Here is a 12,348-nt window from a genome sequence, read left to right as displayed (position 1 = left end):
GGGGTTAGGGTGCTCAATAGTTTTAGCGATTACATTTTTCTATATGCTTGAAAATTCGTTCGCAAAGCTCAGTCGCTTTAGGAGTGGGTTGCCAATCAGGGTTTTCATCAAAATCTTTAATAATTTCTCGGCAAAAATCTAACTTGTATTTAATAGTTCCAACACCAATACCATCAGCAAATGCAGTTTTGGAAGATGTAGATTTTGGCTTTTTGATTTGTGCATCAATCAACTTGCCAATGCCATCCTCTGCATGGTCAAAATAATTTTCCTCTGAAATTTGATCAATGAGCGCAATATCATAGCTTTGAGTTGTGGATTCTTTCATACGAGAAAATTTAGATTTTGCTACGCGAATAATAGAATCTTTAGGTAATGTATTTTCAGTTTCTTTACATTTTAGAATGAAATAGTTCTCTTTATTTAATTCAGTTTATAGTGCTTTTACACGTTCGGTTTTTGTATAGATGTCACCATCAGCGATCAAAAGCATTTCACTTGCAACTGCTTTTGCACTTAAACCTTTGTCATCTAGATGATCTACATAATTATCACTAAAAGACCAATGCACTAGATTACTGCCAGCATATTCCACAAAGGTATAGTGATAATTTGGCATAAAGCGGCGGTATTTCTTATATAACTTTTCATTGGATGTTTTTAGTTCACTTAGATACTTCTCCATATACTTAGTGATATAGAGACGGTCAGTAATGCCCTCGACCCAAATTGTGCAATTAGCTAAATAAACAGAAGAGGGTTTAACCCCTAAAGAAGCAAGTAGGTCTCGATCACGGTCACAACGATAAATTTTAAAATCAAACTTAGATGGATCAGATAGATTTAGCTCTTTGACAAACTTTTGGATGATAACTTTATCGGATTCATCAGCCATATCTAATAGATGATTGGAATGAGTCGTAAAGAAATAGTAGTGACTGGTTTCATTTAAGTAGAAATTCATAAGCTGACGAACCATACCTGCATGCATGTGTAATTCAGGCTCTTCAATAAAAAATGCATGAATTTGTTCATTACCTTCCGCATCTTGTCTTTTTATAAAAGCTTCATAGGTCAAAATAATTGCTTGTTGTAATCCATCTCCAAGTTGTGAAATAGGGAACTGATTTTCTATACCAATTTTGATATTGACAATATCTTGGTCATGCTTTGGTATGAGTGTAACAGTTTCATTATCAAAGAAATATTGACTCAGTTTTGCCTCATAATTTTTAATAATTTCACGTTGTTCAGGTTCACCAAGTAAATGAATTTTCAATTCATGATAAAGGGACTCACCTGTAATAATATTAGATGAATTGTATTTTGCTTGATCCTGAAAATAGTCTTTCTGTGCACGTTCAATGTAGGGTTGCTTATTTTCAATTTCGGAAACTGGACGCATTCCTCGCAGGATAGGGACATAAAATTTTCCTTCAAAAGAGTATTTATCATAAAACTTGCAAGAATTTAAATGATAGTCTTCTAAGATTAAATTAAATTTTTCTCTATTATGGATATCATAAAATGTTCGGATTTTAGGTATGTTTACATCTATTAATTTTTTGAAATTAAGTGGTGATGGAGTTTTTTGGGGGGTTATGAGTTCTTCAATTAGTTTTAATAATTCTTCTCTGGTGTTACCTCCATATTGATTTTGAAATCCTATATTTCCAGGGTGAACTTCAGTAACAGCCTCTTTTAGTTTGGTTATTTCTTCATTTAACGATATAAAGTTAATATCGTGGAATTTAGTGTTGGATGTAAAAGTAGACCTTAAAAACCGACTCTTTCCTGCATTATTCTTACCAATAAAAAAATTCAATCGTTTTATTTCTATAACTTGGTCATAGTCTTCTTCATTGTAAGCACTATAGTTTTCTAAATTTTCAGCCCAATAATAGAGTTTGTTGTTCATCTTTAAATATACGTAAGTTTTTTATAAGCACATGATATTACATAAAAATGGAAAGTTGAATCTAATCAAAGAAATCTCAAATTATGTCTAATGCTTTGTCTTGCCCTGAATTAGCACAAGATTAAATTTTCTGCACAAAGAATAAGCTTTTTCAGTCCTTAAAACCGTAAATATCCTCCATCAAATTGGCACGCTTTCTGCTTTTATTCGAGTAATACAAAATTCGAATTTGGTAATACCAAAGAGGAGCCGCGGATGCAAAAGCTACATCAAAAAGATAAGAAAAAGGCACAGCTTTTTAAGCAGTTTTTACTTGAGCTGATTAGCATTCGCGCGGGCTTTTATGTCAAGCAAGACCCTCATCATCCTGAATCATTGCGGAAGTAAATTGTGGCTAAACCTAAACTTGCCCGAATCAGTGTCACGGTACCTGAGAGTACTTTAAGCGCACTGGATCAGAAAATTGTTGATCAATGCTATGAAAGCCGCTCGCAAGCCATTGTAGACATGATTCACAAGCACTTAATTGCAGAAGAAGAGCGGCAAAATTCGGTCATGGTCGGTACATTGACCTTGCTGTATGACGCTAGTTCTATGCCATTGCGGGTGCAGTTAATGGATCTACAACAGCAATATTTAGAACAAGTGATTAGCTCGCTGCATATTCAACTGGATGAGCAAAAAATTATGGAAGTGATGCTGATGCAGGGCAAAAGTACCGAATTAAAGTTAATGAGCCAACAATTTATTACTCTGAAAGGGGTCATTAACGGACACCTTGAACTCATGGATGCGGTGATGCCACCGATTCCACAAAATATTGAATAATCTAAGGGGAATCTGAAAATGATGAAAAAAGCAGTGTTATCAATGTCAGTGGTTGCGGGTATTTTACTTTCGGGTTGTGACAATACCGCCAAAGTACCAGAAGCGGAAAACAAGACTGAAACAGCAGCAACACAGGCAATGACCATTGGTTATAGTGACTGGCCGGGTTTTGTAGCATGGCAAGTTGCGATTGAAAAAGGCTGGTTAAAAGAGGCGGGTTTAAATGTCGAATTTAAATGGTTTGATTATTCAGCATCACTTTCGGCATTTGCAGCGAACCAGTTAGATGCGGTTTTGGTGACCAATGGCGATAATTTGGTTACAGCATCGGGGGGAACCAAAGGCATCATGATTATGGCAACCGATTATTCCGCAGGGAATGACGTGATTATTGCCAAAGAGGGCATAAATAGCATTGCAGATTTAAAAGGGAAATCGATTGCGACTGAAAAAGGGCTGGTGGATCATCTATTATTATCCACGGCTTTGGATGATGCCAAAATTCCATTGTCGGATGTGAAACTGGTCAATTCAATGACCAATGAATTGCCGCAAGTTTTTGCGAGTAATGCTGTAGATGCGATTGCAGTATGGCAACCCGTTGCCAATCAGGCATTAAAATCGGTTGCTGGGTCTAAAATTATTTATACTTCAAAAGATAAACCGGGTCTGATTTATGACACGCTGACCGTGAATATGAGCCATTTGGCTGCCAACAAAGAACAGTGGTCGAAATTAATTCAGGTTTGGGATAAAACCGTGAAATATATTAATGACCCTGCAACCCATGCAGATGCAGTCAAGATTATGTCGAATCGTGTTGGCGTAGATCCTCAGCAATATGAACAATTTATTGGTGGAACACATTTACTGGATTTAGCCGCAAACAAGAAAGTGTTTACCAAAGGTTCAGGCTTCGATTCCATTTATGGTTCGACTTATCATGTGAATAAATTTAATGTCAGTAATGGTATTTATAAAACTGAAATGAATGTCGATGGTTTAATTTATCCTGCATTAATCGAAGGATTGAAATAAGCCATTTATACGAGAAAAAGCCCAGAAATATTCTGGGCTTTTGGGTTTGGTGGTATAGCATGACGATGTTCCGGTCATGCTATTTTTATATTAAAGATGGGTGCTTTGTGAAAAGATATTAATGACCAGAATTCCTGAAATCATTAGCGCCAAACCAATTAGTGCAGGTACGTCCAATTGCTGCTTAAAGCCAAACCATCCCACCAATGAAATTAAAATAATGCCCGCACCCGACCAAATGGCATAAGCGATGCCCATAGGAATGGTTTTTAAAGTTAAAGACAGAAAATACAAGGCAATCGCATAGCCCACGACTGTAATTGAAGAAGGGACAAGAACACTAAAACCTTGTGAGGCTTTCAATGCTGAAGTGGCAATCACTTCAGCAATAATCGCTATGCTTAAGTAAATGAATGCAATCAAGAAATCACCTGCTTAATAGGTTGCTTGAGCATGATGTAACAGATGCTCAGCTTCTTGTGTGAGCCAAGTTTGACTGGCTGCTGTTGTAGAGGTTTGCGTTTGGAATTGATAAAGGGGTTGATAGATGTCGACCTTGAAATATAAGGCATAGGTTTCACCTTCAATTTCTTTGACTTGCTTAAGCTGATTTTCACCAATGTATTCGAAGCCTTGGAGTGAAAAGGGCTGCTGCAAGCGATGGTTTTGGGTAGAGTATTGAATACCAGAAGATAACGAACCCACGGAAACTTCAAATTGATTGATGTGCTCTAAATCAACACCTGCTTGATGTGCTTGTACTAGGTCATTAAATGGTTGAATAGCCTGCTGATTTTGTGGCAGTCGAGACTGTGCATAAGCCACCAAGTCACCACAAATAATTAAGCCTGCATCCAGTTGAACTGGAGTATTCGATTCAAGATGAACTGCTTTTTCTAAACGTAATCCAAGGTAAAGCCCTTGACTGGCTTGTTGACGCCAATCCTCCACATAGGCATTGCTCGGAGAGAATTCCAAAATACAGTTGCCAATACAATGGACGGTTGCAGGTTCTGGCCATTGAATGTGATTTTGGTAATTGGAATTTGAATCGACTTGCCAAGATAAGACTTGCTGTTGTTTATTCCACAAGGTTTGTCCAAGCCAACCCTGACGTTGTAATACTGGAGTAAGCTCAAGATCTTTCAGTCTTAAATCAATGGTAAAAGATTGAGATTGAAACCAATAGACGATGGTTTTCTCATCCGTTTGGCCATTAAAAAAACTAATGCTTTTGCGTCGGAAAGCACCGAGCAATTCCAAAGGCAGCTCTACAGTGCTTATATCTGTTGGTAAGAGTTTTGTTGATAAATCTGTACATAAATCGATTAAATTCATCATTTTTCCTTATGCTCATTCAGACCGAAGGAATACAAAGGGCGGGCATTGTTGAGTACAATTTCGCCAGATGCGACTTTTTCTTTTAAATAATGAAAGGTTTGAGCTGTTTGGTTAAACAAGTGTTCTCCGCCACTTAAAGGGGCATATTTCGGTTGATCTGTCTCAATCACTGGCTGAATTACATAGTCATAATCGCAAGAGAAAAACAGCGGGAATGAGTAGCGCTCTTGCTGAACTTTTTTGACTCGATGTTTGGTGGCCAAATAACGCCCATTGGACAGAATTTCCATCATGTCCCCAATGTTCATTACCAGTGTGTTTTCGAGTAAGGGAATATCGATCCATTCCCCTTGTTTATTCAGCACTTGTAGACCGGGAGCGGTCGGAAGGAGTAAGGTAAAACATTCATAATCGGTATGTGCTCCCATACCTTCTTGGTCTTGTGCCTGCGGATTGAACGGATAATGAATCAGTCGCAGTTGACTCGGTGCATGGGCAATATGTGCATCAAAATAGTTTTCCTTCAAGCCTAGGGCTAAAGCAAAACACTTGAACAATTGCTGACCAATATCTTTTAGATGTTGATAATACTGAGATACATGCTGTTTAAATTCTGCATCTTCAGGCCACTGGGTCGGTCCCACTAAAGGGCGCCGTTGTTGTGTCCCCAAATAGTCATAATTCACATCATAGGACTCTTTCAGGTCATAGACATTTTTGACAAATTGTTCCTCTCCAATGGGAACATAGCCGCTATGATTTTCGGAAAAACCAATGTAGTGCTGCATTTTACTTGGCTCATCACGAGCAAAATATTGCTCACTGATCCGACATAAATTTTGGAATAGTTCGGGTTGGAATTGCTCACCTTTTAAATATAGAAAGCCGACCTCTTTACAGGCTTGATCGAGTGCCTGCGCAACAGATAAACGCTCTTCCAAATGTGGGCTGTTGAGTTTTGAAATTTCTACCAGTGGTAATACATAATCGTTTTGCATGATCATCACCAAAAGTTGGTCGTCCAACGTCTTGTTCAACGCTTTGGGTCGTCCCAAAGGTTATGATTATTTATGAGCGTCTTATTTGTGTGTACTGACTTGTGTCATACGTGGAATTTTTGGTAGCTCCTCTAAAGCAGGATCTAGTTCTTCTTCTTGCGCATGAACCAAGGCATCGACATGCTCGCGTAAGCGTTTAAATTCGGGCGTAAGCATCAGTTCCGCATTGCGTGGTCGCGGTAAATCCACCTCAATAATTTCTTTAATTTCCCCTGGATTAGCTTTTAGCGCGACAATTCGATCTGCCAGTAAAATGGCTTCATCCATATCATGCGTGACAAAAACAATAGTGATGTCGATGTTCTGCCATAAATCCATGAGATGCTTTTGCATTTTCTGACGTGTATGTGGATCGAGCGCCCCAAAAGGTTCATCCATCAGTAAAATTTTCGGTTGATTGACCAAGGCGCGGGCAATCGCGACGCGTTGTTTCATACCACCCGACAGTTGATGTGGGTATTGGTTTTCATATTTTTCTAAGCCAATAATATTGATCCATTCACGTGCATGCGCTTCTGCAGAGGCATGGCTTGCGCCTTTCATGAGCGGACCGAACATCACATTTTCTTTGACAGTTTTCCATGGAAATAGGGTGTAACCTTGAAAGACCATACCACGTTCTGGGCTAGGGCCTGTAATCGGCTGACCATCGACGAGGAGTTCTCCACTGTGATACGGGTCAAGTCCCGCGACGACACGGCTAAAAGTGGATTTGCCACAACCCGAGGGACCAATCACACAAATAAATTCACGCTTATGAATTTTTAAATCCAGTTGATTCAAGACGGTGCGTTGGGTCTTACCATGCTGAAACACTTGCGTGAGCTTTTTTGCCTCCAGAATTACAGGGCGTTGATAGATTTGTTCAAAATACTGTTTTGCACCATCATTTGTCGTTGTATTCATTATTTTGCTCCTGCTTTCCATGTGAACAGTCGTTCGCCCAATTTCATTAAAATGACATCACAGACCAGTCCAATGACCCCAATAATCAAAATAGCAGCATAGACATTGTCAAAGTTTTGATAGCGTGCTTGTTGGGTTATAAACCATGTGATGCCTGAGGTCGTACCAATCAATTCAGACACAATTAAATAGGTCCATGCCCAGCCCAAGAGCACGCGTAAATCTCGGTAAATATCTGGCAGGGCAGCGGGAATCACCACATGAAACAGACTTTTCATTTTGTTGGTACCAAGGGTATAACCTGCTTCTATCAGTCCACGGTCGACCATACGTGTGGTATTAGCAATAATTAAAATTTGTTGAAACAGCGTTCCGATCACAATAATCGCGACTTTCGGCGCATCATTAATACCCAAGATGGCAACCGCAAGTGCACCGAATGCAGGGGCAGGTAAATAACGGAAGAACTCGACAAAAGGTTCGGTCAGTTTTGAAATCTTGAGTGAGAAACCACACAAAATCCCTAAGGGAATACCAATCAGGGAAGACAAGAAAAATGCGGTAAAAACCAGTTTAATACTATGCCAGAGGCTTTGATGAAACCACGGAGCATCGGGTTGTACAGGTGCCGTCGTAAATGCAGTGATGAGCGCCGTTGCAACTTCATCGGGTGCAGGTAAATAAATCGGGTTGACTAATTTGCCTTCAGGTGGCGCATCGCCATGATTGACTGCATTTTGTGCTTCATTATAGAACAGCGCTTTATCCACCCGACTGTCGACTTGCAAATAAGGCACGCTGCCAGAGTCGGTAATTTGGACTTGAGGATGCCAAATAAACGGTAGATAACTGACTGCACACCAAATCAAAATTGGAATAAGAAATGAGCAAAAGCCCAGAATCAGCTTATTTTTTTGGTTGAGTTCATTTGCAACATATCCCATATCGCTTGTCCGCCTAGTATTACGAATTTTTAAAACCGTATTACTGATAAGCAAAATAAATGCCAATTAGAGATTAAGCACAGGAGGCATGATTCGATCAAAACAAGATGACTCTGCGTTGAGCTGCATTTTCAGCATATTGAATCAATAAAATTTTTAATGGGATAGCGCGGAATCATTCGTGATTGGGGGATAGTGCATTATCTATTTGTTGAATATGCTGACGACAATTTGTATAGGGTTAATCAAAGATAACACCGTATGCATTCCTCTATTATTTGTTATCCCTCTGGCTGAGAGAAGAGTGCGTAATAACGGAGCATATGTAAAAAACGCTTTTTTGAAATTCAACATTATTGTTCAAACAACGCTATATCAGCATGAGTTATTAGAAAAATGAATTTTCATTAGCTGAAATAAAGATATTGTTTGGAGGATTCAAGCATTAAATCTTTTAAGAGTTTCTCTATAATCAGCCGTTTTATTTAATATAACTTAACTTTATGAAAATCTTAGATGGCGGTTTTGGTCGTGAACTTGCACGTAGAGGCGCACCTTTTAGACAACCTGAATGGTCTGCACTGGCTTTAACAGAAGCCCCAGACATTGTAAAACAGGTGCATTTAGACTTTATTCAGGCGGGTGCAGAAGTTATTACCACCAATAATTATGCGGTGGTTCCATTTCATATTGGCGAACAACGCTTTGAAAATGAAGTGACAAGCTTGGTGAATGTCGCTGTAACTCAGGCGAAAAAAGCAGTTGAAGAGAGTGGGAAAGAGGTTCGCATTGCAGGTTGTTTGCCTCCGTTATTTGGTTCATACCGTGCGGATTTATTTAAAGAAGCAGAAGCTAAAACCCTTGCAACACCAATTATTGAAACTTTGTCACCACATGTCGATTTTTGGTTGGCAGAGACACAATCTTGCCTCAAAGAAGTCGAAACCGTACATGCATTATTACCTAAAGATGGGCGAGATTTTTGGGTGTCATTTACCTTACAAGATGAAATTCAGTTAGAACAACCCTTATTGCGTTCTGGGGAAAGCCTTGAACAAGTGGCTGAGTTGATACAACGTCTTGGTGCCAACGCAATATTGTTTAACTGCTGCCAACCAGAAGTGGTATTACAAGCCATTATCCAAATTAAAAAATTACTACCAGAAACAGTACAAATTGGGGCTTATGCCAACGCATTTCCGCCACAGAAAAGTGAAGCAACCGCTAACGATGGTTTAGATGAAATCCGTGCCGATTTAAATCCTGAATTATATTTAAGCTTTGCACAGCAATGGCAAGCTGCGGGAGCAACCTTAATTGGGGGCTGTTGTGGTATTGGTCCTGAGCATATTGCAGAACTTTCTCAATTTTTTAAACAGTAAGATTTCCTTATGTCTACAGCTAAAATTGGCTTACTTTCCTTAACCGCCTTAGTGTTTAGTTCCATGGTGGGTTCTGGAGTATTTAGTCTGCCACAAAACATGGCTGCAGTGGCAAATGGTCAAGCCTTGTTAATTGCTTGGCTTATTACAGGCGTAGGAATTCTGTTTCTTGCCTTTGCACTGCTTTTTTTAACACGGCAAAGACCTGACTTGGATGGTGGCATTTATAATTATGCCCGAGAAGGTTTTGGTGAATTAATTGGCTTTTGTTCTGCATGGGGCTATTGGCTCTGTACCACCATAGGCATTGTTGGATATGTGGTGATTGCCTTTTCTGGTGTGGGCTTATTTACGGATAGCCCAGAGCATGTGTATTTTGGTGAAGGCAATACCCTGTATGCATTGATTGGTTCATCAATCTTTGTCTGGATTGTACATTGGTTGGTGAGTCAGGGGATTAAAGAAGCAGCATTGGTGAATCTTATTGCGACGATTGCCAAGATTGTCCCTTTAGTGATTTTTATTGCCTGCGGCTTTGTTGCCTTCCAGCTTGATTTATTCAAACTCAACTTTATCGACTTTTCTTTACAGTTGCCTGTTTGGGAACAAGTACGTAATTTGATGCTCATTACCTTATGGGTATTTACGGGTATTGAGGGCGCTGTAGTTTTATCGTCCCGCGCCAAGAATAGACAAGATATTGGCCGTGCAACTGTTTTGGGTGTGCTGCTGGCATTAAGTTTCTATGTCATGGTGACTGTACTGGCTTATGGTGTAACAGGGCGAGCTGAAATTGCCAATATGCATAACCCTTCTATGGCAACCATATTGGAGCAATTGATTGGGCTGCCTGGTACCATTATTATTACGCTGGGTTTGATTATTTCGGTCAGTTCTTCTTATTTAAGTTGGACTTTATTTGCAACGGAAATTCCATTTTTAGCTGCAAAAAATAAAGCTTTTCCTTCTATCTTTTTAAAAACCAATCAGAATGGCGTACCGATTGCTTCGCTTTGGCTGACGTCTATTGTGGTGCAAATTTCTCTGATTGCAGTCTGCTTCTTTGATAAAAACTATACGCAGTTGTTGCTGATTTCATCTGTAATGATTTTACTGCCATACTTTTTGGTTTCTGCATTCTATTTAAAAGAATCTGTGAGGCATAAACGTAGTAAGCATATTTGGATTGCCGCAGTCGCAGTCATCTATGCAGCATGGTTACTTTATGCGGCAGGCGTATCATTATTATTGTTGTCGGGTTGCCTATATTTATTGGGGTTACTTGTATTTTTCTATAGTCGCTTCACGCATAAAAAAGTGGTGTTTGACTAAAGCTTATAAAATAAAAAACCGCTATAAAAGAGCGGTTTTTTATTTTGCTAAGTCCTAAAAAAGAATCAACACATGCTCTGTGATTAAAGCAGCAGATCAAGTGTGTGTAGCTTTAGATTGTTTATTTAGGCTTCTTATAAAATATTGCGCAACTCACGCGCCGTTTCTTGTAGTAACGGCAAAATGTGCTGAATCAAATATTCCTTAGTGGTGCGGGTAGTCGGGGACACAATATTCAGTGCGGCAATCACTTTAGATCGTTGTTGATAAATCGGTACAGCGAGTGCGTGGACACCTAACTCATGTTCTTCACAAGAATAGCACCAGTCTTGTTCTTTGATTTCATGCAGCAAGTTTAAAAATGTTGCATTGTCGGTATGGGTGTATTTGGTTAAACGTTGTAGTGGATATTTTTCCAGCCATTCACGTTGCTCATCCGGTTCCAGATGGGCCAATAAAATTTTCCCTGCGGATGTTGCATGTGCAGGTAAACGATTTCCTAAGTGTAAACCATAAGGGTTAACACGATCTGTTTGTTGATGTGCAGCGCTACGTGCAATGGTAATCGCTTCATATCCATCCAGTACCATCACAGAAAAGATCAAAGAAGTTTGGTTGGTGAGTAGATTCAATAGGGGCTGAGATATTTTAGGAAGTTGTGCACCACCGAGATAAGCACCTGAGAATTTTAAAATTTTAGGGGTTAAATAAAAATAATGACCATCTGACTCTAAATAGCCCAAATACTCAAGGGTGAGTAAGTGGCGCCGTGCTGCCGCGCGGGTCATCCCAGTCCGTTCAGCAGCTATTGAAATATTTAAACGATGACGGTCAGCGCCAAAACAATCCAAAATTGCCATACCTTTACTGATGCCTGCCACAAAATCTTCATGTCGAATGATTTTTTTATTGTCTTTATTTTCAAGCCATCTTTCAGTTTTTTGCAATTCCTCATCCATTTAGATACTTTCCTGATACGTATTGTGGTTATATATTTACTATAGCGTGAAATCTGACTGAAAAAATCAGGTTTTGTTCGATAATAAGTAAAAAAGTTCGATCATCGAACAAAAGCACCTGTGGCTATCTAGTCCAGAGCTAAGAAATGATAAAAAATGAACCTATAAGGAAATCGAACTAAAAGACTAGGGAATATTGTTTTAGCTGAATTGCTCTCCAGTATAAGTTAGGTTTCCGTGCCTTTTCAAATTTTGCATGATGCACAATGGAGTTATCTAATGATAGATAAAAGTGCAGCGACCTTAACGGAAGCGCTCTCCCAGATACAAGACGGCTCAACCATCATGATCGGTGGTTTTGGTACAGCAGGCCAACCCGCTGAACTCATTGACGGGCTGATCAAGCTTGGACGTAAAGACCTCACAATTGTCAGCAACAACGCAGGCAATGGCGACTATGGTCTAGCAAAGCTACTCAAAGCCGGCGCTGTTAAAAAAGTCATCTGCTCATTCCCACGTCAGTCCGACTCTTGGGTCTTCGATGAACTCTATCGTGCAGGCAAAATCGAACTGGAACTGGTGCCTCAAGGCAATTTGGCCTGTCGTATTCAAGCCGCAGGCATGGGACTCGGCGCAGTCTTC

At 39.6% G+C, this 12,348-nt stretch carries 12 protein-coding genes and 1 pseudogene; 6 read left to right on the top strand and 7 right to left on the bottom strand.

Annotated features, from left to right (window positions below; genetic code table 11):
* Positions 1–22: 22 nt before the first annotated feature.
* A pseudogene (locus E0H94_RS06425) lies at positions 23–1,918 on the bottom strand (AAA family ATPase).
* Positions 1,919–2,173: 255 nt separating this feature from the next.
* Here E0H94_RS06425 and E0H94_RS18890 point away from each other — a divergent pair.
* Genes E0H94_RS18890 through E0H94_RS06415 form a run of 3 tightly spaced genes read left to right on the top strand, consistent with a single transcriptional unit; the run spans position 2,174 to position 3,784 of the window.
* Positions 2,174–2,305, top strand: coding sequence for a hypothetical protein (locus E0H94_RS18890; RefSeq protein ID WP_264757547.1), 132 nt, complete (start codon positions 2,174–2,176; stop codon positions 2,303–2,305).
* Positions 2,306–2,308: 3 nt separating this feature from the next.
* Complete coding sequence (locus E0H94_RS06420) at positions 2,309–2,746, top strand: CopG family ribbon-helix-helix protein (RefSeq protein WP_131325651.1); 438 nt, start codon at positions 2,309–2,311, stop codon at positions 2,744–2,746.
* 18 nt (positions 2,747–2,764) lie between these two features.
* Positions 2,765–3,784 (top strand): ABC transporter substrate-binding protein, encoded by a 1,020-nt coding sequence (locus E0H94_RS06415; RefSeq protein ID WP_131325650.1) that lies wholly within the window; start codon positions 2,765–2,767, stop codon positions 3,782–3,784.
* A gap of 90 nt (positions 3,785–3,874) precedes the next feature.
* On the opposite strand, the gene E0H94_RS06410 is transcribed toward E0H94_RS06415, so the two are convergent.
* The 5 genes from E0H94_RS06410 to E0H94_RS06390 all read right to left on the bottom strand — a co-directional run bounded on the left by E0H94_RS06410 (position 3,875) and on the right by E0H94_RS06390 (position 8,033).
* Positions 3,875–4,204, bottom strand: coding sequence for a DMT family transporter (locus tag E0H94_RS06410; RefSeq protein WP_131325843.1), 330 nt, complete (start codon positions 4,202–4,204; stop codon positions 3,875–3,877).
* Between the two features lie 15 nt (positions 4,205–4,219).
* Positions 4,220–5,122, bottom strand: coding sequence for a hypothetical protein (locus E0H94_RS06405; protein ID WP_131325842.1), 903 nt, complete (start codon positions 5,120–5,122; stop codon positions 4,220–4,222).
* On the bottom strand, positions 5,122–6,123 hold the full coding sequence (locus E0H94_RS06400) for an isopenicillin N synthase family dioxygenase (RefSeq protein WP_131325649.1): 1,002 nt from the start codon (positions 6,121–6,123) through the stop codon (positions 5,122–5,124). Before E0H94_RS06400 ends, E0H94_RS06405 begins: the two co-directional genes overlap by 1 nt.
* Positions 6,124–6,204: 81 nt before the next feature.
* On the bottom strand, positions 6,205–7,089 hold the full coding sequence (locus tag E0H94_RS06395) for an ABC transporter ATP-binding protein (protein ID WP_131325648.1): 885 nt from the start codon (positions 7,087–7,089) through the stop codon (positions 6,205–6,207).
* A complete protein-coding gene (locus E0H94_RS06390) occupies positions 7,089–8,033 on the bottom strand; it encodes an ABC transporter permease (protein ID WP_131325647.1) in 945 nt (314 codons plus the stop codon). Before E0H94_RS06390 ends, E0H94_RS06395 begins: the two co-directional genes overlap by 1 nt.
* A 503-nt stretch (positions 8,034–8,536) precedes the next feature.
* Here E0H94_RS06390 and E0H94_RS06385 point away from each other — a divergent pair.
* A complete protein-coding gene (locus tag E0H94_RS06385) occupies positions 8,537–9,415 on the top strand; it encodes a homocysteine S-methyltransferase family protein (RefSeq protein WP_131325646.1) in 879 nt (292 codons plus the stop codon).
* Positions 9,416–9,424: 9 nt separating this feature from the next.
* Positions 9,425–10,747 carry a basic amino acid/polyamine antiporter gene (locus tag E0H94_RS06380; protein ID WP_131325645.1) on the top strand — a complete coding sequence of 441 codons (1,323 nt, stop codon included), beginning with the start codon at positions 9,425–9,427 and terminating at the stop codon, positions 10,745–10,747.
* A 134-nt stretch (positions 10,748–10,881) separates the two neighbouring features.
* Here E0H94_RS06380 and pcaU read toward each other — a convergent pair whose 3' ends face one another.
* On the bottom strand, positions 10,882–11,694 hold the full coding sequence (gene pcaU / locus E0H94_RS06375; RefSeq protein ID WP_171462055.1) for an IclR family transcriptional regulator PcaU: 813 nt from the start codon (positions 11,692–11,694) through the stop codon (positions 10,882–10,884).
* A gap of 291 nt (positions 11,695–11,985) precedes the next feature.
* Between pcaU and E0H94_RS06370 the strand changes: the two genes are divergently transcribed.
* Positions 11,986–12,348 (top strand): 3-oxoacid CoA-transferase subunit A (locus tag E0H94_RS06370; RefSeq protein WP_131325643.1); only part of this gene is annotated, 363 nt, incomplete at its 3' end.

The organism is Acinetobacter sp. ANC 4173, from assembly GCF_004331255.1.
GTDB lineage: Bacteria > Pseudomonadota > Gammaproteobacteria > Pseudomonadales > Moraxellaceae > Acinetobacter.
This window is presented reverse-complemented; position numbering and strand designations above follow the sequence as displayed.